The following is a 22,099-nucleotide window of genomic DNA, read 5'->3' as shown; positions in this document are numbered from 1 at the left end:
CGACTGATCGGTTGTGTCGCCCACGACACGGACGATTGTCGGTGGTCATCCCCTTCTACAACGAAGGTCCCAACATCGACGCCCTGTTCGCCCGGCTCACCCCGGTGCTGGACGGGTTGGGCATGGATTGGGAGGTGGTCTGCGTCAACGACGGCAGCCGCGACGACACCGTCGACCGGCTGCTGGACGTCCATGACCGCGAGCCGCGGGTGAAGGTGGTCGACCTGTCGCGCAACTTCGGCAAGGAACTGGCGCTGTCCGCCGGGCTCAGCCACACCACCGGCGATGCCGTGGTGCCGATGGATGCCGACCTGCAGCATCCGCCGGAGCTGTTGCCGGCCTTCATCGCCAAGTGGCGGGAGGGCTTCGACGTGGTGGTCGCCGTGCGGCACGCCCGTGTCGGGCAGAGCCTGAAGCACCGGCTGTTCGCCAAGCTGTTCTACTGGGTCTTCGACCATCTGTCGGAGATCAAGCTGCCGCGCGAGGTCGGCGATTTCCGCCTGATGGACCGCCGTGTGGTCGAGGTCATCAACCGGATGCCGGAGCGCACCCGTTTCATGAAGGGCATCTTCGCCTGGGTCGGCTTCCGGCAGGCCGCCATCCCCTATGAACAGGGGGAGCGCGCCGGCGGTGACACCAAGTGGGGTTTCGTCAAGCTTCTGCGCCTGTCCTTGGACGGTCTGACCGCCTTCTCCACCTTCCCCCTGCGGGTGTGGAGCCTGGTCGGCATGGCCGTGTCGGGCGTCGCCTTCATCTACATCCTGATCCGGCTGGTCCGCACGCTGATCCATGGGGTCGACGTGCCCGGCTATGAATCGCTGCTGGTCGCGGTGCTGTTCCTGGGCGGAATCCAGCTCATCACGCTTGGGATCATCGGCGACTATCTGGGCCGCGTCTTCGCCGAGGTGAAGGGCAGGCCGCTGTTCATCGTGCGCTCCGCCCACGGCTTCGGCGCGGCGGACGAGGAGCACGGGCACGGATTCGATCCGGTCGGCGATCCCGCGGCTCAGGAGCCGCAGCGATGAGCATCGAGACCCGCCCGCGCACCGGCGACGAAGACGCCGGTGACGGGACTCCCGCCGCTCGCCGCCCTTCCGGAACCGCCGCATCATCCTCGGCCGCCGGGAGGCCCGCCAGCGCCTCCGGCTTTGCGCTGCAACACGGTGAGGCCGCACTGTGGGACGGGCTGTCGCGCGCGCTGTTGCTGGGGCTGCTGATCCTCGCCGCCCTGACCTTCCTCAGCTACGGCATCAGCACGGACGAGGAGGTGCAGCACATCTACGGCAAGAAGCTGCTGTCCTACTACACCAGCTTCTTCCAGGATCGGTCCGCCTTTCATTTCAAGGATCTGGCCTATTACGGCGGCCTGTTCGATCTCGTCACCGCCGTCATCGTGCCCTTTTCCCCCTTCGAGGAGTACGAGACGCGGCATCTGCTCTGCGCGCTGGTCGGCGTTCTCGGCATTGCCGGGACATGGCGCTACACCCGGCTGCTCGCCGGCCCGCGCGCCGGCTTCATCGCCGCGGCGCTGCTCTCGCTGAGCGGCGTCTATTACGGAGCCATGTTCAACAACACCAAGGACGTGCCCTTCGCGGCCGGCATGGTGTGGACGCTCTATTTCGCCACCCGCATCCTGAAGCAGTTGCCGCGGCCCAGCCGCAGCGCGGTGCTGAAGTTCGGTCTGGTGTTGGGCCTGACGCTGGCGATCCGCGTCGGCGGTGTGCTGGCTGGCTTCTATCTGGCGGTCGCCATGGCGCTGCATTTCGCGCTGGTGACGCAGCAGGAAGGGCATCGCTGGGCGCTCGTCGATGCGCGCCGCGCCTTCCTGTCCTTGTGGCCGGCGATTCCCGTCGCCTACGCGATCATGGCCGTGTTCTGGCCCTGGGTGGTGCAGAGGCCGCTGCGCAATCCGCTGGAGGCGCTGCGCGTCGTCTCGCACTTTCCCATCGACATCCAGACCCTGTTCATGGGCGAACTGGTCCATTCCAACGACCCGCCCGCCCTGTACCTTCCGGTCTATCTGGCGGTGAAGCTGCCGGAAGCGGTGGTGATCGGCGTCGCCGCGGCGGTGGTGCTGGCCGCGATCTGGCTTGCCCGCGGCGGCTGGCGGCGGACCGGCGCCTTCACGCTGGTGCGCTACACCCCGCTGGCGCTGGCGGGATTCCTGCCGATTCTGCTGTTCATCCTGATGCGGCCGTCGGTCTACAACGGCATCCGCCATTTCCTGTTCCTGGTGCCGCCCTTCGTGGTGATGGCCGCCATCGCCACCGACCGGCTGTGGACGCTGTGCCAGCGCGGCGGACGGGCTCTCGGGCAGGGCTTCGCCGCCGCGATGACCGTGGTCGCGGTGGTGTACGCGTGGCAGCTGGGCGCCATGCACCCGAACCAGTACGTGTACTACAACCAGTTCGTCGGGGGCGTACGGGGCGCCGACGGCAAGTTCGAACTGGACTACTGGGGCAACTCCCTGCATGAGGCGCTTCAGGAGTTGATCGAGTATGTCGAGCGCGAGAATGACGGCCGCCCGCCGCCGCGGCAGTACACCCTGACCGTCTGCGGCAACACGCTGGCGGTGCGGTTTGAACTGCCGCCCTGGCTGCGTCTGGTCAATGGGATCGAGCCGGATTGGCGCAAGGCCGATTTCTTCCTGGCCTTCACCCAGGTCAAGCGCTGTCCGTCGCTGCTGGACGGCCACCCGATCCTTGAGATCGCAGCCGACGATGTGCCGCTGTCCATCGTCAAGGACCGCCGCCCGCCCAAGGCCGACGTTCCTACCGAGTGACTGCCCGACCGGATGACCGGGCGAGTATGGGGAGTGCGGCCGGGGAGTACCCCCGACCGCGCCGCCGCCGTCTTTAGCCGGATCACCCTTCGCGGCCCTGTCCGCCGGCCGGACCTCCCCCCACTCTCCGAACCTGCGATTCGGAGGCCGGGCGGAGGCGGGGATGCGGCGCAGGCTGCTGTCGGGTGTTCTATGTCTGCTGCTGTGGGGTGTTCCTTTCAGCCCGACCGGGGCCATCGGACTGGACCGATCAAGTGATCGGATTGGCGATCCGCTGGCAGACCTGGTGACCCGTGCGGTGGAGAACCTCCAGCCGCCGGCCGGGGCGGGCAGTCTGGTCGTCGGCGTGATCCGCGACGGCCGGTCGCTGGTGGTTGGGCGCGGCGGCGCCGGGCGTGCGGACGGCGGTCCGGCGGACGGGCGCACGCTGTTCCAGATCGCCTCCCTCACCAAGCCCTTCACCGGCACCATCATGGCGGAACTCGTGCGGGAGGGACGCCTGGCAGCCGACGATCCGCTGGAGCGGCATCTGCGGCGTGTCGGCCCGGTGCAGATCGCCCATGTGCCGGACCATGACGGCCTGCGCATCCGCCTGCGCGACCTCGCCACCCACACCGCCGGCCTGCCCAGCGTGCCGGAGACCCCGCGCTTCAACTGGAACAGGCTCGAGGATCCCCGCAACCCCTACAAGCCGCTGTCGCGTGCCGAACTGGGTCTATGGTTGTCCGGCTATCGGCTCTCTGTGCCGCCGGGCGGGCGTTTCAGCTACTCCAATGCCGGGATGGCGGTGCTGGGGGAGGCGTTGTCCGCCGCAGCCGGCCAATCCTATGAAGTCCTGCTGAAGCGGGTGGTGACCGACCGTTTCGGCTTGCGCGACACCACCCTGCAACCGACGGCGGAGCAGCGGGCGCGCAAGGCGGCCGGCCATGCCCGCGGGCGGACCGTGCCCGACTGGGAGGCGCCGGCGATGCTACCGGCCTTCGGTCTCTATTCTTCTGCCGACGACATGCTGCGATGGCTGTCTGCCAACCTGGGCGATTGCCCCGGTCGCGGCGCCGGTCCCGATGGGCAGGGCTGCGCCCCGGCGGTGTCGGCGACCCTGGCGCTGGCGCAGGCGGTGCAGGTCGATGGCCGGACCCTTGCCGATCCGGGAAGCCTGGGGGCCGGGGCCATGGCGCTCGGCTGGTTCGTCGCCCGGGCGGGGGATGGAACGCCGATCCACTGGCATTCCGGCTCGACCGGCGGGTTCAACGCCTACATTGCCTTTTCGAAGGCTCATCGCTGGGGCGTGGTGGCGCTGACCAACAGCGATCCCGAGCAGGTAACCGCCGACCGGGTCGTGATCGACCTCGTCCGCCATCTGGAGACCCGGCCGGAGGTGGCAGGCCTGCCCTGACCGGGGCTGCCGCGGGGCGGCCTGCCCTGGCTGCGCAGGGAATCAATGCAGGCGGCGGGGTGCCTTGGCGGGGATCTCCACATCGGCGCGCGCCTGGGCGATCGGACCGGCCTGATGGTGGGCAAGCCGCCAACCGCCGTTTTCCCGCGCGAACAGGTTGGTGGCAGCCAGAACGGCACCGCCCAGCGTCTCCTCGCAGACCACCAGGGCGGTGTCCCCATGCAGGGTGACGCGCTCGTTCCGCGCCTCGACCGTGATGCCGCTTGGAGCCCGCAGAACATCGCGCCAGCTGGTCAGCACGGCATCGCGGCCGAACAGGGCGGTCCAGCCGGGATGGATGCAGGACACGGGCAACGTCTCCGCCCACAGCGCTTCCATCGCGGCGGTGTCGCGGTTGGTGAAGGCGCGGTAGAAAGCCTGATTGAGGGCCAGCAGCGTGTCGCGGTCGGTCATGACTTCTGTCCGGGCGATGGTTCCGGGAACGGGTGAGGCACGGCTGGCTGGCCGGCGTCAGTCCGCTTGTAATGAAGCCATCCGGCATGGGCAAGCGCCGGTCCAGTGGGGTTCGGACCGGCGCTGTGACAAGTTGGCTGCTCGAAACCCCGCTTCAGGCGGTCAGGTTGACGCTCTGCGGCTTGGCGGTCGAGGACGAACTGGTGCTCGCAGCAGCCTCCTTCACCGCCGCGCCGTCCGTGCCGCCGGACAGTCCGGGCACCGGGGCGGACAGGTCGAGCGTCAGGTGGGTGACGCCGTTCTTGGAGGTCGTCGGCTTCAGCACCGCCAGCCCCTTCATCCCGTCGCCGCCAGCCTTGGAGGCCATGTCGTTCAGCTTGCCCAGGATGTCCTTGATCTCGTCGTCGCTGAAGCCTTCGGAGCGGACGATCATGCCGGTGGACTTGCCGGTGGCCGTGGTGGTCATGCCGGTGGCGCTCAACGCCATATCTCCGCCCTTGCCCAGCGAGGCCTGGAGCCGCTGGTCGTCGCGGCGGAAGTCCAGCGTCGACTTGGCGAAGGAGATGCGGACGCTGCGGTCGCCGTCCTGGATCTCCAGTTCGATCCCATGGGATTCGATCGACCATTGCGACTGGGTGGCCTGCATGTCCACCGACAGGTCGCTGAGGTTCATGCCGTCCAGCTTGGACTTCAGCTTGTCGCCGAAGCCGCTGACCGCGTCGTCGATGCGGTTCTTCGGAACGCCCAGCATGCTCAGCGTGTCGCCGAGCCCCTGCTTCAGCGCGTCGATGCCCTTGCCGAACATGCCGGCCAGGTCGTTGCCGTGGTCCAGCGCCGACTGCATCAGTGACTGCGCCTGCTTGGCGCGGTCGACGCCGCTGTTGCCTGCCGACAGGGCGCCGCCGCCCGCCGCCTGGGCGCCGCCCTTGCCGGTCATGCTGTCCAGCAGCGATTCCATCGACTGGCTGATGGTGTAGGCCGGCGACTGGCTCTTCTTTTCCGCCTTGTCGGCATCGACCGATTTCGCGTCCGATTTGGCCAGCGCGTCCTTCGCCGTGCCGACCGTCTTTGACGAGCCGTTCTGCACAGCCGTGGACAGCACCGACGGTTTGCCGTTCGGGCCGCTGAGCTCCGCGTAATACATGGATGCCCCCGCATCGCGTAGTTTGTCTGCAAGAGGAAGCATGACGCCGACAACCTTTACCATTTGTTAATTTCGGACATTTCTTCGAAAGTTCCAGGCAACTTCCTTAGCTAACTAAGTATCAAAGACTTTCTGTTTCTGCCTCTACGCTTTAGACCATTGTTCAGCCACTTGTTCCGACTGCGTGACGACCTGCGGCGAAGGGCGGCTTTCGCCTGGCCAGGGGGACTGCTACCCTGATGGCAGAAGGACCCGCGAGAAGGGAACCTGCCATCATGACCGACCGCCTTTCCATCGCGCTCGCCCAGGCCGGTCCGGCTGCGGGCAACCTCGCCGCCAACGCCGACCTCATCCGCGCCACCCGGGCGGAGGCCGCGGCCCGCGGCGCCGACCTCGTCGCTTGTCCGGCCGGCGCGCTGTCTGGCCTTCCTCTGCTGGATTTGATCGCTCAGCCCGCCTTCCTCGATGCCGTGGAGGCGACGGCACAGGCGCTGGCGGCGGATACAGCCGATGGTGGACCGGCCTTGCTGATCGGTGCCCCGTGGCGTGACGGCACCAAGCGGCACAATGCAGCCTTGTTGTTGGATGCGGGCAGGATCGCAGCAGTTCGTTACCAAGCCGAAACGGATCGCGGCGAGATCGGTTCGACCGAGGATGATCGTTTCGATAATGGTCCAATGCCGGGACCGGTGAATGTTCGGGGGGTGCGTATCGGTCTGCTGGTCGGCGGCGATCTGGCAAGCGCCGACGTGGCGGAAACGCTGGCCGAAAGCGGCGCCGAATTGCTGGTCGCGCTGCTGGCCAGCCCCTTCGCCCCTGGCCGTGCCGACGAGCGGGTGCAGGCCGCCGTGGCGCGGGTGGTGGAGTGCGGCTTGCCCCTGGTCGCCGTGAATGCGGTTGGCGGCGAGGATGAGCGGGTGTTCGACGGCGGCAGCTTCGCACTCGCACCGGGCGGCCGGCTGGTCGCCCAGGCACCGCTGTTTGCCGAACATCTGCTGTTGTCCCGCTGGGAACGTGGCGACGACGAGTCCTGGAGCAGTTCCGAAGCCGAAATGATTGCGCCGGCCGAGGGAGACGAGGCGCTCTACAGCGCGCTGATGCTGGGGCTGCGCGACGCGGTGGCGAAAGGCGGTGTACCGGGTGTGGTGGTCGGCCTGACCGGCGGCCTCGACTCGGCGCTGACCGCGGCCATCGCCGTCGATGCGCTCGGGCCGGAGCGGGTGCTGACGGTCCGCGCCCCGCTGCCGGGCGGCGAGGGCGAAGCGCTGGCGGACAGCCTGGACGATGCGGCCGAGATCGTGGAGTTGCTGGGATGTCGCCTGGACAATGTTGCACTCGCTCCGGTGCTGAAGGCGGCCGACTCGCTGCTGGCCCCCGCCTTTGCCGGGCGCGACTCGGCCGCGGCTGCGGACCGGCTGCACGCTCGTCTGCGCGCCGCGACCCTGGCGGCGCTGGCTGAGCGGATGGGCGCGCTGCTTCTGTCGACCGCCGACCGCACCGACCGGCTGCTTGTCCTCGTGCCCGAGGAGTCGGGTTGCGGCTATGCTGTGCTGGCCGATGTGCCGAAGGCGTTGGTGCTGGACTTGGCCCGCTGGCGCAACGGGAACCAACCGGCGGGATCGCGCGGGCCGGCCGGCCGGGTGATTCCGGAACGGGTGCTTGCGCGCAGGCTGAAGGCCGCGACGCCGGTCGGGCTGCCGCCGGTGGAGGCGCTGGACGATCTGCTGGGCGGTCTGCTCGACGATGGCCTTTCGCCGGGCGATCTCGTCGCGCGCGGGCATGCGGCCGGAACGGTGGAGTCCGTCTGGCGGATGGTGGTCCGGGCGGAAGCGGACCGCCGTCGGGCGCCACCGGGACCGCGTGTTTCGCGGCGGACCGCTGCGCGCCTGCGGCGCCTACCGGTCGGCGGCGGTGTCATCGATCTGGCTTGAGGTGAGGGGCGGGGAGGGGGAGCGCAGGGTCCCCCGTCACCCTTTCCTTCTGCCGGTTCCTTCTGCCGGGCCGGGCGTCAGCCGCGGGTCAGCTTGATGATCGTGGCGATCATGCCGAAGCTCCACAGCACGGCCGGCAGCACGATCCAGGTCGGATGGAAGAGGATCGCCAGCGGCATGATGAAAATCAGCAGCATGGCCGGGAAGACGAGATAGGGAGAGTTGCCCCAGTTGTTCAGCAACCCGGCCGGGTTCTCGTCTTCACCGAAATAAGCATCGGCGGTAACCGCTTGGTCCGTCATCTCTATCACCCAAGATTTTTGTGGTTATTATCCATCCCGCACTGCGGCAGGACATTGGTTCATACGCCACGATGCTTTGGATGACCAGAGCCCAGCCTTGGCCTCTGCTTTCGACTTTGGTCGAAGGTTATGCAGCTTCGGTGAGCGCCAATTGTGGGCGGCGCAGGCCGGACTGGATGGTGAAGGGTGCGCGGACGCCGCCGTTGAACAGTTCGGCACATTCCAGGGCCTTCAGCACGCGCTCCTCCGGCGGTTGCCCGGCGGTCGAGGCGAGCGAGCCCAGCGCATAGTCGGAGCCGCAGCCGATGGCGTGATAACCGCGCACCGCCTCGCCGACCTGATAGTCGGACTGCACGGTGAACAGGCGGCCTTCCAGCCCCACCATGAAGGTGCCGCCGGTCTCGACATCGTTGGAGCGGTGGGCGTATCCGCCGTCCTTCAGGCAGCCGCGGACGGCATCGACGAAGTCAACCACCATGTAACGGAACAGGTCGACATCGCCGTCACGCGACGGCACTTCCAAACGGTAATGCAGCAGTTGGCCCATGCGGAAGGAACTGGTGAAGCCGATCAGGCAATCGCCATTGCGGAACACCTTGGTGTCGGCGCGCACCGTGATGTCCAGGCCGTTCACCCCGGCGCTGTCGCCGCCCATCCACACCCGGTCACCGTCCACCAATCCCACAATGCAGGTCATCGCCAGCCCTCGCCCGATAGATACAAAACCGAGGCAAAGGGTGTGTGAAGCCGGTTAATGAATTATTGCCCGGCTTTGTGACATTGTGGATGAAAAAGGAGGTATCTCTACCCCCTCTGTCATCGTTTCTCTTTGTCACTTCGCCAAATCGACCAGAGCCTTGACCGTATTCTCTGCGCCCTCGGCGATCTGGAGCAGATTGGCATCCAGCATGTAGCAGGGGGAGGTGACGATCTTCAGCCCCGGATCGACCACGATCTCGCCATGGGTGGTGGTGCGGTGGATGGCGCCCATGGTCTCCAGTGCGGTGGCGGTGCCTGGATCGTTGCCGATGGTCAGTTCCACCCCCTGTTGGCCCAGGATTTTGGCGAGGATGGCCGGCGCGATGCACAGTGCGCCGATCGGCTTCCCTGCCGCGCGCATCGCGGCGACGGCGGCGACCACCTGCGGATTGACCGAGCAATCGGCCCCCTTGAAGGCGAAGTCGCTGAGATTCTTGGCGGCGCCGAATCCGCCGGGGAAGATCAGCGCATCGACATCGCCGGCCGAGAATTCGCTGAGCGCGGTGATCTTGCCGCGGGCGATGCGGGCCGATTCGACCAGCACATTGCGGCTCTCTCCGGTCTCCTTGCCGGTCAGGTGGTTGACGACATGGGCCTGCGTGATGTCGGGGGCATAGCACACCGCGACCGCGCCGACCCTGGCGATTGCCAGCAGGGTGCAGACCGCCTCGTGGATCTCCGCGCCGTCATACACGCCGCAACCCGACAGCACGACGCCGATGCGCAAGCTCTTGTCCGCCATAGGATGCCTCCGAGATTGGATTTGCCGCCAAGCTAACGCAGGCGGACGGCCGCGCCTACCATGCCAACCGACGCGAGGCCCCACCTGTTGCGCGGATGCATCGGTCTCGCACCGCTTTCGGAAGGCGCGCCGGCCGTGCTAGGACTGCCCGCCTGTCCCGTCCGCAGATCGAGTCCAGCCAATGTCCACCGCTGTCCGTTTCGCTCCCAGCCCGACCGGCCGCATCCATGTCGGCAATGTGCGCCAGGCGCTCGTCAACTGGCTGTTCGCGCGCAAGACCGGCGGCACCTTCATGTTCCGGCTGGACGACACCGACGAGGAGCGCTCCACCCAGGAATTCGCCGACGCCATTGCCGCCGACCTGACCTGGCTCGGTCTCACCTGGGATCGTTTCGCCCGCGAAAGCGACCGCTACCCGCGTTATGACGAGGTTGCGGCCACGCTGAAGGCCGCCGGGCGGCTCTATCCCTGCTACGAGACACCGGAAGAGCTCAACCTCAAGCGCGCCAGTCTGGTGTCGCAGGGACGCCCGCCGATCTACGACCGCGCGGCGCTCCGCCTGACCGACGAGGACCGCGCCCGCCTGGAAGGGGAGGGGCGCAAAGCCCATTGGCGCTTCAAGCTGAACCCGACTCCGGTGGAATGGACCGACCTCGTCCGCGGGCCGGTGCGCTTCGAGGGCACGGCGCTGAGCGACCCGGTGCTGATCCGCGAGGATGGCCGGCCGCTCTACACCCTGACCAGCGTGGTGGACGACGCCGATTTCGCCATCACCCACATCATCCGCGGCGAGGACCATGTTGCCAACACCGCGGTGCAGATCCAGATCTTCGAGGCGCTCGGTGCCGTGGTGCCGGCTTTCGCCCATCTGCCGCTGCTGACCGATGCCGGCGGACAGGGGCTGTCGAAGCGGCTGGGCAGCCTGTCGGTCGGCAGCCTGCGCGACGAGGACGGCATCGAGCCGATGGCGGTGAACAGCCTGCTGTCGAAGCTCGGCACCTCCGACCCGATTGAAGCCCGTCTGACGCTTGACGAACTCGTTGCGGAGTTCGACCTGTCGAAGGTCGCCCGCGGCACGCCGAAGTTCGATCCGGAGGAGTTGGGGCGGTTGAATGCCCGCATCCTGCACCTGACACCCTTCGACGCCGTGGCCGACCGGCTGGAGGCGCTGGGTCTGACCGGCGCCGATGCCGCCTTCTGGGAGGCGGTGCGGCCCAATCTGGCGCGGCTGAATGACGCGTGCGACTGGTGGGCGGTGACCCACGCGCCGGTGACGCCGCTGGTCGAGGATGCCGGCTTCCTGGCCCAGGCGGCGGCGCTGCTGCCGGATGAGCCGTGGGACCTCGGCACCTGGAGCGCCTGGACCAACGCGGTGAAGGGGGCGACCGGTCGCAAGGGCAAGGAGCTGTTCCTTCCTCTGCGCCGGGCGCTGACCGGGCGCGACCATGGACCGGAATTGAAGAACCTGCTACCCCTGATCGGACGGGCGCGCAGCCTCCGGCGACTGGCCGGCGAAACCGCCTGAAGCCATTCTTAATCCTGACATCTCTTATTTATCGGGAGTTCGGACCGTGCCGTTGGACCTCTACAACACGCTGACCCGCCGTAAGGAGCGCTTCGAGCCGCTTCGCCCGGACCATGTCGGCATGTATGTCTGTGGTCCGACCGTCTATGACACCGCCCATATCGGCAATGCCCGGCCGGTGGTGGTGTTCGACCTGCTGTTCCGGCTGCTGTCGCGGCTCCATCCGGCGGTGACCTATGTCCGCAACATCACCGATGTGGACGACAAGATCATCGACCGCGCCCGCGACAGCGGCGAGCCGATCGACGCGCTGACCGCGCGCACCACCGAGCTGTTCCATGCCGACATGGATGCGCTGAACGCGCTGCGCCCGACCATCGAGCCGCGGGCGACCCAGCATATCGGCCAGATGATCGCGCTGATCGCCACGCTGATCGAACGCGGCAACGCCTATGCGGCGGAAGGGCATGTGCTGTTCTCCGTCCCGTCGATGCCCAGCTACGGCCAACTGTCCCGCCGCTCGCTGGAGGACATGATCGCCGGGGCGCGGGTGGAGGTGGCTCCCTACAAGCGCGACGCCTCCGACTTCGTTCTGTGGAAGCCCAGCACGCCGGACCAGCCCGGCTGGGACAGCCCCTGGGGCCGTGGCCGTCCGGGCTGGCACATCGAATGCTCCGCCATGGCGAAGGAGCATCTGGGGGCCACCTTCGACATCCATGGCGGCGGGCTGGACCTGATCTTCCCGCACCATGAGAACGAGATTGCGCAGAGCTGCTGCGCCAACGGCACCGATCGGCTGGCCCGTACCTGGGTTCACAACGGTTTCGTGACGGTCGAAGGCGAGAAGATGTCGAAGTCCCTCGGCAACTTCTTCACCGTTCATGACCTGCTGGACGAGTTCCCTGGCGAGGCGATCCGCCTGACCCTGCTGAGCGCCCACTACCGCCAGCCGCTGGATTTCACCCGCGAGGGCATCCGGCAGGCCAAGGGCGCGCTCGACCGCTGGTATCAGGCCCTGCGCGGCGAGCCTGCACCGGCGGCGGCGGACCTGCCCTTCGACGTGCTGGCCGCGTTGGAGGACGACCTGAACAGCCCGCTCGCCATCGCGCATCTGCACGAACTGGCCACCGCGGTGAACAAGGCGAAGAGCGATGCCGAGAAGGCCGCGGCCAAGGGCGCGCTGCTGGCGGCGGGGCAACAGCTCGGCCTGCTGCAGCAGGACCCGGAGGCATGGTTCCGCTGGGCACCGACCGGTGGGGCCGGGGGGCTGAGCGACGCCGATGTCGAACAGTTGATCGTCGACCGCAAGTCGGCCCGTGCGGCGAAGAACTTCGCCGAGGCCGACCGCATCCGCAAGGAACTGGCCGACAAGGGCATCGTTCTGGAGGATGGCCCGCAGGGCACGACCTGGAAGCGGGGGTGAACCGGTGAACGCCCCCCTCTCCCCCGTGGAGAGGGTTACAAAGCCGGGAGAGTGTCCTCCCTCCCCATTGTTGCTGTGGGCGCAACAAACCTTCATCAACTCGGCGGATTATCGCGCACATCGATCCGGCTAATCTCCTCTTCAGACGAAACGCGGCCCAAACCGACCGCCTGACAGAGGAGACCTTCCCCATGATCGACACTCGCACCGCTCCCTACGCCGCTTTCCTGCTGCGCGTCGGCCTCGGCCTGCTGTTCCTTGCCCACGGCCTGGTACTGAAGGTGATGACCTTCACCATTCCCGGCACCGTCGGCTTTTTCGAGAGCATCGGTTATCCCGGCGTCTTCGCCTATCTCGTGATCCTGGGCGAAATCGGCGGCGGGCTTCTGCTGATCGCCGGTGTCTATACCCGCTGGATAGCGCTGGCCCTGCTGCCGATCATGATCGGCGCCACGTTGCAGCATGCCGGCAATGGCTGGGTGTTCAGCGCGCAGGGTGGCGGCTGGGAGTTTCCGGCCTTCTGGACGGTTCTGCTGGTCGTTCAGTCGCTTCTGGGTGATGGCGTTTTCGCGGTGAAGGTTCCGGCGCTGGGCACCCCCGCCGCCGGCCGGCACGAACCGGCCTGATCAGCGAACGCGGACGAAACCCGACGATGAGCGGAATGGGGGAGGGGGCGCAGTGCCGCCGCCCCCTTTTCGTTACAGATCTGCCAATGCCCGGCGGATTGCTTCGCGGAAGGCATCCAGCGACGCGATGTCCAGCAGGAACAGCGCATGCCCGCGGGCGTCGCCCGCCGCCAGCGCCATGTCGATGCGGACGAACAGCACGGGATCTGCGGCTGAGCCGATGACCGTCGCGGGGGCGCCCGCGCCATAGCCCGGAACCGCGCCCGACAATTCGCCGCCGATCAGGTTCGACAGGCTGGCGAGGCAGCCGTTCAAAATGATGTTGCCGATCTCGGTCAGCGCATCCTGCTCCATCTCGCCCGGCGCTTCGGCGGCGGGATCGACGGGGACCAGCCGACCGACGAGAGCCAGCGTGCCGCGTTCCGGGAAGATCAGCATCGCTTCCCCGGTGAAGGGGCCGGTGAAGGCGCCGCGGACCGCACAGACCGGCTGGTCGCCCTCCAGATCGCCGCTCACCTCCTGGGTGATGCAGGCTCGGGTCGACACGGCGAAGGACGGCACCGACAGAAGCACCTCCTCCCCCAGCATGGAACTGAGAGCGGCGGCCGGTTCGCCCATGCCGATGTTGAACAGTTCGGCGATGGCGTCGGCTTCGTCGGCGTCCAGGCGAAAGGGATCCCCCGATGCGGGCATTGCCATCGGCGTCACTGCCCGGCCGCGGCGAGGAAGTCGCGGATCTTGTCCGAGGTGATCGGCTTTGCGATGAAACGGACGCCCAGCGCCTCGGCCTTGCGCCGCAGCGCGTCCTGGACGTTGGCGGTCAGCAGGCCGATGGTAAGTCCGGTGAAGCGCTCCTTCAGCAGTTCGGCGAGCGCCAGACCATCCATGCCCGGCATGTTGTAGTCGACGATGGCGGCAGCCGGCGGCACAGTCCCGACGATCTCCAGAGCCTCTTCACCGCTTGCGGCCGTGACGATGGCCCAGTCGGGCCGCAGCGAAGCGATGACGCTGGAAACCATGTTGCGCGCCAGTCGGCTGTCGTCGACGACGAGGATGCTGGTCATGCCGATGATTCCGTCCTAAAGATTCCGTTCAGACCTCGCGGGCTTCTTACCGCAAACCGTTGCGGCCCACAACAGAGGCCTCGCAAAGGGCCTGAGTTCTTCAACCTTTACAGAATTCCAATATATCAATGTTCACCTGCAGCAACGCAAATCCAGCGCTGGTTCGCCCGCCGAACTCCGCCCGGGTCTCCGCCCCGGTCCGTGCCGTTCTCGATACCAACATCCTGGTGGCCTATGCGTTGCTGGGCGACACCGCGATCCGGCGTCAGGATGCGATCCGCCGCTGTGTGGAGCGGGTGCGTGGGGATGGCGGGCTGACCGGCAGCCGCGAAACGCTGGCGGAACTGGAAGAGGTGCTGATGCGACCCACCTTCGACCGTTACCGCTCCTCATCCGATCGCCGCGCCTTCTTAGACCGGATCAGGGCGGAGACCGTTCTGGTGGTGCCGGCGGCGGTCGGCCGCCTGTGCCGTGACCCGGAGGACGACATGTTCCTGGCCGCGGCCGTCGGCGGGTCCGTGCCCTGGCTGGTGACCGTCGACCGTCAGCTGCTGTCGGTGCGCCGGGCCGGGGAAACGAAAGTGCTGCGGCCCGAACGGTTCCTGGATGCCCTGGACGAGGTGCGCTGATCGGTCACTCCACAGAATCCACTCGACAAACCGGATGCTCTTCCTAGAATGAAAAGGGAACACATCGCAAACTGCGAGTGAACAGGAATGGCTGCGGCGATGGTGACGCCGCACCGACGGTTGAGTGCAGGGAGCATCTGCAGCGATGAGCGTCCAACGGCTTCTGTTCGACGATCTGCCGGCGACGGAACCGGCGCGAAAGCCGCGCCGCAGCCGGCCGGCCGGCGTCGCGGCGACCATGGCCGCCCAGGTGGCGGTCGACATGGTGCGGGAAGCCGCCCCTCTGCCCAGGGCTGCGGTTCTCGCCGCCGGGGTCGCCACCCTGCCGCTCGCCCCGCCTGCCCCGCCTCCCCCCCCCCCGCCATTCGATCCGGCCGCGCTCTCCAATCCGGAATTGCGGGCGCTGGTGCAGGCGTTGCCTGACCAGCGGCTGGCGCATCTGCTGATCGAGGCTGCGCGGGAATTGAAACGCCGTGCGGCACCCGACCGCAGCGATCCGGACGGGGATGACGGCGATATGCCGCAGGAGCCGAATCCGGCTTTGCTGCGTGCCGCAAGACAGGCGGTTGGTGAGCTGTCGGGGGACGATTTCTGATCGGAAGGGCGTCCCTGGGGCCACTCCTTAGTCAAGAAAGTTTCCGAGACAAACGACGCGCCTTTATGTCATGATCGTCCTCAGCCCGCGTTTTATCTGCCGCATCGCACAATATAGCGGTCGCTGAACGCCCTTGGGCCCGCCGAACCCACAAGCGACGTCTCCCGGAGGGGGCTTTGGACTGGATCACTTGGTTGCAGGAATGGGGGAACGCCTTTTACCCGCTGGCCTTTGTCTGGGCCTTTTTTGAAGGTGAAACATTTGTAATCTTTGGCGGGATGGGTGCAAAGCTCGGGATCTTCAATCTGTATTGGTTGGTTGGAACCGTCTGGATCGGCAGCTTCCTGGGCGATCAGCTCTGGTTCTGGCTTGGTCGCCGCTGGGGCAACCAGGCGCTTGCGCGCTTCCCGTCGGCCGAGGTCCATGCCAGCCGTGTGCTGCGCTGGCTCGAAAAATATGGCGTCGCCTTCATTCTGGTCTTCCGCTTCCTTTACGGCGTGCGGAACATCGCGTCGGTCGCCATCGGCACCTCGCGCATGCCGTGGTCGCGCTTCCTGTTCTGGAACTTCATCGCTGCCGGCATCTGGGCCTGGAGCTTCGCCGGTGCCGGTTACCTGTTTGGCGAAGCTGCCGGCGCCATCGGCGAGGATGGTCCGAAGATCCTGGTGCTCTCTGCTCTGGGCATCGGCGCCCTGGTGATTGCCGTCAAGAGCATCCTGTGGGTCCGCCGACGTGCTCTGGCGGCTACCAACCCGGCAGAGTGAAACGTCCTAGCCGGAGAAGGTTGGGGGCGTCCATCAGAGGTTCCAAAAAGATCCGCGAATCGAAAGGGGCTGCTTCATCCGAAGCAGCCCCTTTCTGGTCTTACAGCTCGGCGGCCATGTAATCGGGCAGCCAACGTTCGTTGGCGTCGCGCAGGCGCTTCAGCGACACGATGTCGCCGCCGCGGCCCGACAGCGCCGTGCCGCGGGTCTCGCCCAGCACGGTGACCGGAACGCCGGCCGCCTTGGCCTTCTCCTGCACCGCCGCGGCGACATCCGGACGGACCGCCAGGACGTAGCGGCCCTGGTCCTCGCCGAACAGCACGCGCGGGGACGCGCCGTCGAAGCCGGTCAGATAGGCGCCGACGCCTCCGGCCAGCGCCATCTCGGCGATGGTGACGATCAGGCCGCCATCGGCCACATCGTGGCTCGACACCACCAGACCCTCACGGATCAGGCCGCGGACGAAGTCGCCGTTGCGGCGCTCCACCGCCAGATCGACCGGCGGGGGAGCCCCCTCTTCGCGGCCGAGGATCTCGCGCAGGAAGATCGACTGGCCGAGATGGCCTTTCGTCTCGCCGACGCCGAGGATCACGTCTCCTTCACCTCGGAAGGCGATGCCGACGGCGATCATCGCGTCCGGCATGATGCCGACGCCGCCGATGGCGGGAGTCGGCAGGATCGCTTCGCCGTTCGTCTCGTTGTAGAGCGAGACGTTGCCCGACACGACCGGGAAGTCCAGCGCCTTGCAGGCCTCGCCGATGCCTTGGACGGCGCCGACGAACTGGCCCATGATCCGCGGCTTCTCGGGGTTGCCGAAGTTCATGTTGTCGGTGATGGCGAGCGGCAGGGCGCCCACCGCCGACAGGTTGCGCCACGCCTCGGCCACGGCCTGCTTGCCGCCTTCGACGGGATCGGCGAGGCAGTAGCGCGGGGTGCAGTCGGTGGTGATGGCGACCGCCTTGGTCTGGCCCGGCACGCGGACGACCGCGGCGTCGGCCTGACCCGACATGAAGCGGGTGTCGCCGCCGACGAGGCTGTCATACTGCTCCCAAATCCAGCGCTTGGACGCGAGATCGGGGCAGCCGAACAGCGTGGCCAGCGTGTCGCCGAGGTCGGCGGCATAGCCGGCCAGCACACCGTCGTCGACATCCGAAGACTTCGGCGTCGGCTCCCACGGGCGGTTGTATTCCGGGGCGGCGTTGGAGACCGGGGCGATCGGCATGTCGCACCAGGTCTCGCCATACATCTTGATGACGAGGTTGCCGGTGTCGGTCAGGTGGCCGATGACGGCGAAGTCCAGCTCCCACTTGTCGAAGATGGCCTTCGCCACCTCCTCGCGGCCGGGCTTCAGGATGATCAGCATGCGCTCCTGGCTTTCGGAGAGCATGATCTCATAGGGCGTCATCGCCTGTTCGCGCATCGGCAGGGTGTCGAGCGTCAGCTCGATGCCCAGGCCGCCCTTGCCGGCCATCTCGACCGAGGAGGAGGTCAGGCCGGCGGCACCCATGTCCTGGATGGCGACGATGGCGTCCGTCTCCATCAACTCCAGGCAGGCTTCGATCAGCAGCTTCTCGGTGAAGGGGTCGCCGACCTGCACGGTCGGGCGCTTCTCCTCCGAATCCTCGGTGAACTCGGCCGACGCCATGGTGGCGCCGTGGATGCCGTCGCGGCCGGTCTTGGAGCCGACATAGACGACCGGGTTGCCGATGCCGGCGGCGGCCGAATAGAAGATCTTGTCGGTCTTGGCGACACCCACGGTCATGGCGTTGACCAGGATGTTGCCGTTGAAGGCCGGGTGGAAGTTGGTCTCGCCGCCCACGGTCGGCACGCCGACGCAGTTGCCGTAATGGGCAATGCCGGCGACCACGCCCGACACCAGATGGCGGGTCTTGGAATGGTCGGGCGAGCCGAAGCGCAGGGCGTTCATGTTGGCGATGGGCCGGGCGCCCATGGTGAACACGTCGCGCAGGATGCCGCCGACGCCCGTCGCCGCGCCCTGGAAGGGCTCGATGTAGGACGGGTGGTTGTGGCTTTCCATCTTGAAGATGACGGCGTCGCCGTCGCCGATGTCGACCACGCCGGCATTCTCGCCGGGGCCGCAGATCACCTGCGGGCCGGTGGTCGGCAGCGTCTTCAGCCACACCTTGGACGACTTGTAGGAGCAATGCTCCGACCACATGACCGAGATGATGCCCAGCTCGGTGAAGGTCGGGGTGCGGCCCAGGATGTCCAGGGCGTTCCGGTATTCCTCGGCGGACAGGCCGAACTCCTTGGCGAGCTCGACGGTGACCGGACGCTCCTGCGCCTTGGTAGCTTCAGCGCTCACGACAGGGCCTCCACCAGACCTTCGAACATGGGCTTGCCGTCGGTGTTGCCGTGCAGGGCCTCCACCGCGTCCTCGGGGTGCGGCATCAGGCCCAGCACGGTGCGCTTGGCGTTGAAGATGCCGGCGATGTCCGTGACCGAACCGTTGGGATTGCCGCGCGGATCGGCGCGGGTCTCGTCGGCGATGTAGCGGAAGGCCACCTGGCCCTCGCCGTCCAGACGCTTCACCGTTTCGGCGTCAGTCCAATAGTTGCCGTCGCCATGGGCGATCGGGTAACGGACGACCTGACCCTTGGCGTATTTCGCCGTGAAGGGGCTGTCGGTGTTCTCCACCCGCAGATGCTGGACGCGGCAAATGAACTTCAGTCCGCCGTTGCGCATCAGCGCGCCGGGCAGCAGACCGGCCTCGGTGATGATCTGAAAGCCGTTGCAGATGCCGAGCACCCGCACGCCCTGATCGGCCCGCGCCTTCACCTCGCGCATGATCGGCGAATGCGCCGCCATGGCGCCGGAGCGCAGGTAATCGCCATAGGAGAAGCCGCCGGGCACGACGATCAGGTCGACCTTGGGCAGTTCGGTGTCGCGGTGCCAGACCAGATGCGGCTTGGTCCCGCTGACGGCCTCCAGCGCGGCGACGGCGTCGCGTTCGCGGTTGGAGCCGGGGAAAACGACGATGGCGGCCTTCATGGGGCGGTCAAAATCCGGCGTCGTGAGGGGGAGGAGTTCGCGCCGGACACTAAAGCCGCCGCCCCGGCAAAGCAAGAGTCGGCCAAGGGGCGGCGGAGTTGTGCGCCGCGCATTACATACCCGGCGCATCCTCTTCCGGGTAGGCGGTGATGTGGTGCAACGACAGGTCGGCGCCTTTGTACTCCTGTTCGGGGTCGAGGCGGATGCCGACGGTGACGCGCAGCAGGCCGTAGACCGCCAGACCGGCGGCGAATCCGAAGCCGGCGCCGCCCAGCGTCCCGACGATCTGGCTGAGGATCGACACCCCGCCCAGGCCGCCCAGCGCCTCCTGCCCGAACACGCCGGCCAGCAGGCCGCCGGTCAGGCCGCACAGCCCGTGCAGCGGCCAGACACCCAGAACGTCGTCGATCTTCCAGTCGATCTGGCACTTGTTGAAGGCCCAGACGAACAGCAGGCCGGCGACGCCGCCGGTGATCAGAGCGCCCAGCGGGTGCATGACATCGGAGCCGGCGCAGACCGCCACCAGACCGGCCAGCGCGCCGTTGTGGACGAAGCCGGGGTCGGTGCGGCTGATGACCAGCGAGGTGACGATGCCGCCGACCATTGCCATCAGCGAATTCAGCGCGACCAGACCGGTCACGCCGTCCAACACCTGCGCGCTCATCACGTTGAAGCCGAACCAGCCCACGCACAGCACCCAGGCGCCCAGCGCCAGGAAGGGGATGTTCGACGGCGGAATGGCGACCAGCGACCCGTTGGCACGGTAACGGCCGCGGCGGTTGCCGAGATTCAGCACGGCACCCAGCGCCACCCAGCCGCCGAAGGCATGGACCACCACCGATCCGGCGAAGTCGTGGAAGGGCTGGCCGAAGGTCGCCGTCATCCAGCTTTGCAGGCCGAAACGGGTTCCCCACACCGTGCCTTCCATCAGCGGATAGAACAGCGCGATCAGCGCCAGCGTTGCTCCGGCCTGCGGCCAGAAGCGGGCACGCTCGGCGATGCCGCCCGACACGATGGCCGGCACCGCGGCGGCGAAGGTCGCCAGGAAGAAGAACTTCACCAGATCGTAGCCGTAGGCCGCGAATCCGCCGCTTCCCTTGCCGACCAGCGTGTGGGCGTCGGTGAAGAAGTCGATGCCGTAGGCGACGGTGTAGCCGATGAAGAAATAGGCGATGGTCGACATGGCGAAGTCCGACAGGATCTTCACCAGCGCGTTGACCTGATTCTTGCGCCGGACCGTCCCGACCTCCAGCAGGGCGAAGCCACAGTGCATCGCCAGCACCATCACCGCGCCCATCAGCACGAAAAGGACGTCGCCACCCGTCTTTGTCGCATCCATTTGCATAAACCTTCAGCAAGCCGCCCAAAAAAGCGGCAAATTGCTATCAGATTGGGCGGATATGCGCAAGGGCGTGGCTGACGTTTGGGTAGGCGTCGTGGCGGAAATGCAGCACAAAAAGCGGGCGAACCCGCCTTGGGTTGCCCGCTGTCTGCGCAAGAACGATGCCAAGTGATGAAGAGGCGGGCGGAGATATTCTCCGCCCGGCCGTTTACATGCCCGCGATGGTCATGCCGTCGATGCGCACGGTCGGCGCATCCATGCCGAAGCGCAGCTCCAGGTCGTCGGCGGCCTCCATGTTCAGGAACATGTCCTTGAGGTTGCCGGCGATGGTGATCTCGTTGACCGGATAGGCGAGCTGGCCATTCTCGATCCAGAAACCGCCTGCACCGCGGCTGTAATCGCCGGTCACGCCGTTGACGCCCATGCCCATCAGGTCGGTGACGTAGAAGCCGTCCTTGATCTCCGCCAGCATGTCGGCGCGGCTGCGCTTGCCGGCGGCCATATAGACGTTGGCCGGGGCCGGGCCGGGCGGGCCGGAGGTGCCGCGGGCGGCGTGGCCGGTGGTCTGCAGGCCGAGTTGCCGGGCCGACCGCAAATCGAGCAGCCAGGTGGTCAGCACGCCGTCCTCGATCAGGGTGCGGCGCGTCACCTCGACGCCTTCCGCATCGAAGGGGCGGGAGCGCAGGCCGCGCTTCACATGCGGATCGTCGATGATGGTGATGGAGGGCGCGAAGATGCGCTGCCCCATCTTGTCCTTCAGGAAGCTGGTGCCCCGCGCGATGCTGGGGCCGCTGATGGCGCCGGTCAGGTGGCCGAGCAGGCCGCGCGACACCCGCGGGTCGAAGAACACCGGCACCTTGCAGCTTTTGACCCGCCGCGGGTTCAGGCGGCGGACGGCACGCTCGCCGGCCTCGCGGCCGATCTCGGCGGCATCGCGCAGGTCGGCGCCATAGACCTTGCTGTCATAATCATAGTCGCGCTCCATCCCCGTCCCGGTCCCGACGATGACCGAGGCCGACAGTGATTGGCGCGACACGCCATAGCTGCCGGCGAAGCCGTTGGACGCGGCAATCGCGATGGTCGAGCGGCTCCAGCTGGCATCGGCGCCTTCGGAATTGGTGACGCCCTCGACCGCCATCGCCGCCTCTTCGGCGATGCGGGCGCGCTCGATCAGCGTTTCCGAGGACGGTTCCTCGGTGTCGCAGATGTCGAGGTCGGGCCAGCTGCGGGACAGCTGTTCGGGATCGGCGATGCCGGCGAAGCCGTCTTCCGGCACGACGCGGGCCATGGCGATGGCGCGCTCGACCAGTTCGCCCAGCGCCTTGGCGCTGCGGTCGGTGGAAGAGACGATGGCCTGCCGCTTGCCGACGAACACCCGAAGGCCGAGGTCGCCGGATTCGGACCGCTCCAGCTTTTCGGTCTTGCCCAGCCGCTGGGCGAGGGACACGGACGCGCTGTCGAACAGCACGGCGTCGGCGGCATCCGCCCCGGCGGCGCGCGCCTTGGCGATCAGGTCGTCCAGCAGGTTCAGGACCCCGGACGGATCCGTCCGGTGCTGGTCGTTCGGCGAAACGGTCATCAGGCTCTCCGGTTGGTCTCCTGTCTGTCTA

At 67.2% G+C, this 22,099-nt stretch carries 21 protein-coding genes; 10 read left to right on the top strand and 11 right to left on the bottom strand.

Going from position 1 to position 22,099, the window contains the following annotated elements; genetic code table 11:
- Positions 1–41: 41 nt before the first annotated feature.
- The 3 genes from A6A40_RS09365 (at position 42) to A6A40_RS09355 (ending at position 4,178) form a co-directional block, all read left to right on the top strand.
- A complete protein-coding gene (locus A6A40_RS09365; RefSeq protein WP_418208610.1) occupies positions 42–1,025 on the top strand; it encodes a glycosyltransferase family 2 protein in 984 nt (327 codons plus the stop codon).
- Positions 1,022–2,782 (top strand): glycosyltransferase family 39 protein, encoded by a 1,761-nt coding sequence (locus A6A40_RS09360; protein WP_063635154.1) that lies wholly within the window; start codon positions 1,022–1,024, stop codon positions 2,780–2,782. Before A6A40_RS09365 ends, A6A40_RS09360 begins: the two co-directional genes overlap by 4 nt.
- A 163-nt stretch (positions 2,783–2,945) precedes the next feature.
- Positions 2,946–4,178 (top strand): serine hydrolase domain-containing protein, encoded by a 1,233-nt coding sequence (locus A6A40_RS09355; protein ID WP_063635153.1) that lies wholly within the window; start codon positions 2,946–2,948, stop codon positions 4,176–4,178.
- Between the two features lie 42 nt (positions 4,179–4,220).
- Here the strand turns inward: A6A40_RS09355 and A6A40_RS09350 are convergent, their stop codons facing one another.
- Both A6A40_RS09350 and A6A40_RS09345 read right to left on the bottom strand, forming a co-directional pair.
- The gene (locus A6A40_RS09350) at positions 4,221–4,631 is read right to left on the bottom strand and encodes a nuclear transport factor 2 family protein (protein WP_063635152.1); all 411 of its coding nucleotides are present in this window, start codon (positions 4,629–4,631) and stop codon (positions 4,221–4,223) included.
- 154 nt (positions 4,632–4,785) lie between these two features.
- The gene (locus A6A40_RS09345) at positions 4,786–5,775 is read right to left on the bottom strand and encodes a hypothetical protein (RefSeq protein WP_063635151.1); all 990 of its coding nucleotides are present in this window, start codon (positions 5,773–5,775) and stop codon (positions 4,786–4,788) included.
- A 275-nt stretch (positions 5,776–6,050) separates the two neighbouring features.
- Here A6A40_RS09345 and nadE point away from each other — a divergent pair, with 275 nt between their 5' ends.
- Entirely contained in the window at positions 6,051–7,706 is a 1,656-nt protein-coding gene (gene nadE, locus A6A40_RS09340) for an NAD(+) synthase (protein ID WP_063635150.1), read from the top strand.
- Between the two features lie 77 nt (positions 7,707–7,783).
- Here nadE and A6A40_RS09335 read toward each other — a convergent pair whose 3' ends face one another.
- The 3 genes from A6A40_RS09335 to elbB form a co-directional block, all read right to left on the bottom strand.
- Positions 7,784–8,008, bottom strand: a complete 225-nt coding sequence (locus A6A40_RS09335; RefSeq protein WP_063635149.1) for a hypothetical protein — start codon at positions 8,006–8,008, stop codon at positions 7,784–7,786.
- Between the two features lie 127 nt (positions 8,009–8,135).
- Entirely contained in the window at positions 8,136–8,705 is a 570-nt protein-coding gene (locus tag A6A40_RS09330) for a hypothetical protein (RefSeq protein ID WP_063635148.1), read from the bottom strand.
- A gap of 135 nt (positions 8,706–8,840) precedes the next feature.
- Positions 8,841–9,509 carry an isoprenoid biosynthesis glyoxalase ElbB gene (gene elbB, locus A6A40_RS09325; protein WP_063635147.1) on the bottom strand — a complete coding sequence of 223 codons (669 nt, stop codon included), beginning with the start codon at positions 9,507–9,509 and terminating at the stop codon, positions 8,841–8,843.
- Positions 9,510–9,690: 181 nt separating this feature from the next.
- Here elbB and gltX point away from each other — a divergent pair, with 181 nt between their 5' ends.
- The 3 genes from gltX to A6A40_RS09310 all read left to right on the top strand — a co-directional run bounded on the left by gltX (position 9,691) and on the right by A6A40_RS09310 (position 13,083).
- Positions 9,691–11,034 (top strand): glutamate--tRNA ligase, encoded by a 1,344-nt coding sequence (gene gltX, locus A6A40_RS09320; RefSeq protein ID WP_063635146.1) that lies wholly within the window; start codon positions 9,691–9,693, stop codon positions 11,032–11,034.
- Between the two features lie 46 nt (positions 11,035–11,080).
- The gene (cysS, locus tag A6A40_RS09315; protein ID WP_063635145.1) at positions 11,081–12,457 is read left to right on the top strand and encodes a cysteine--tRNA ligase; all 1,377 of its coding nucleotides are present in this window, start codon (positions 11,081–11,083) and stop codon (positions 12,455–12,457) included.
- Between the two features lie 191 nt (positions 12,458–12,648).
- Positions 12,649–13,083 carry a DoxX family protein gene (locus tag A6A40_RS09310; protein WP_063635144.1) on the top strand — a complete coding sequence of 145 codons (435 nt, stop codon included), beginning with the start codon at positions 12,649–12,651 and terminating at the stop codon, positions 13,081–13,083.
- Between the two features lie 72 nt (positions 13,084–13,155).
- Here A6A40_RS09310 and A6A40_RS09305 read toward each other — a convergent pair whose 3' ends face one another.
- Both A6A40_RS09305 and A6A40_RS09300 read right to left on the bottom strand, forming a co-directional pair.
- Complete coding sequence (locus tag A6A40_RS09305; RefSeq protein WP_063636201.1) at positions 13,156–13,782, bottom strand: hypothetical protein; 627 nt, start codon at positions 13,780–13,782, stop codon at positions 13,156–13,158.
- Between the two features lie 5 nt (positions 13,783–13,787).
- Positions 13,788–14,147: a response regulator gene (locus A6A40_RS09300; protein ID WP_063635143.1), complete on the bottom strand. Its 360-nt coding sequence runs from the start codon at positions 14,145–14,147 to the stop codon at positions 13,788–13,790.
- 128 nt (positions 14,148–14,275) lie between these two features.
- On the opposite strand from A6A40_RS09300, the gene A6A40_RS09295 reads away from it, so the two are divergent.
- From A6A40_RS09295 to A6A40_RS09285, 3 genes are all read left to right on the top strand, one after another.
- Positions 14,276–14,776: a putative toxin-antitoxin system toxin component, PIN family gene (locus A6A40_RS09295; protein WP_063635142.1), complete on the top strand. Its 501-nt coding sequence runs from the start codon at positions 14,276–14,278 to the stop codon at positions 14,774–14,776.
- A 145-nt stretch (positions 14,777–14,921) separates the two neighbouring features.
- Complete coding sequence (locus A6A40_RS09290; RefSeq protein ID WP_063635141.1) at positions 14,922–15,371, top strand: hypothetical protein; 450 nt, start codon at positions 14,922–14,924, stop codon at positions 15,369–15,371.
- Between the two features lie 176 nt (positions 15,372–15,547).
- Positions 15,548–16,135, top strand: a complete 588-nt coding sequence (locus A6A40_RS09285) for a DedA family protein (protein ID WP_236783624.1) — start codon at positions 15,548–15,550, stop codon at positions 16,133–16,135.
- A 100-nt stretch (positions 16,136–16,235) separates the two neighbouring features.
- Here A6A40_RS09285 and purL read toward each other — a convergent pair whose 3' ends face one another.
- The 4 genes from purL to A6A40_RS09265 form a co-directional block, all read right to left on the bottom strand.
- On the bottom strand, positions 16,236–18,461 hold the full coding sequence (gene purL / locus A6A40_RS09280; protein WP_063635140.1) for a phosphoribosylformylglycinamidine synthase subunit PurL: 2,226 nt from the start codon (positions 18,459–18,461) through the stop codon (positions 16,236–16,238).
- Positions 18,458–19,147 carry a phosphoribosylformylglycinamidine synthase subunit PurQ gene (purQ, locus tag A6A40_RS09275; protein WP_014248546.1) on the bottom strand — a complete coding sequence of 230 codons (690 nt, stop codon included), beginning with the start codon at positions 19,145–19,147 and terminating at the stop codon, positions 18,458–18,460. Before purQ ends, purL begins: the two co-directional genes overlap by 4 nt.
- 112 nt (positions 19,148–19,259) lie before the next feature.
- Positions 19,260–20,486, bottom strand: coding sequence for an ammonium transporter (locus tag A6A40_RS09270; protein ID WP_063635139.1), 1,227 nt, complete (start codon positions 20,484–20,486; stop codon positions 19,260–19,262).
- 211 nt (positions 20,487–20,697) lie between these two features.
- Positions 20,698–22,068, bottom strand: a complete 1,371-nt coding sequence (locus A6A40_RS09265) for a TldD/PmbA family protein (RefSeq protein WP_063635138.1) — start codon at positions 22,066–22,068, stop codon at positions 20,698–20,700.
- Positions 22,069–22,099: the final 31 nt, after the last annotated feature.

It is taken from the genome of Azospirillum humicireducens (assembly GCF_001639105.2).
GTDB classification, from domain to species: domain Bacteria; phylum Pseudomonadota; class Alphaproteobacteria; order Azospirillales; family Azospirillaceae; genus Azospirillum; species Azospirillum humicireducens.
This window is presented reverse-complemented; position numbering and strand designations above follow the sequence as displayed.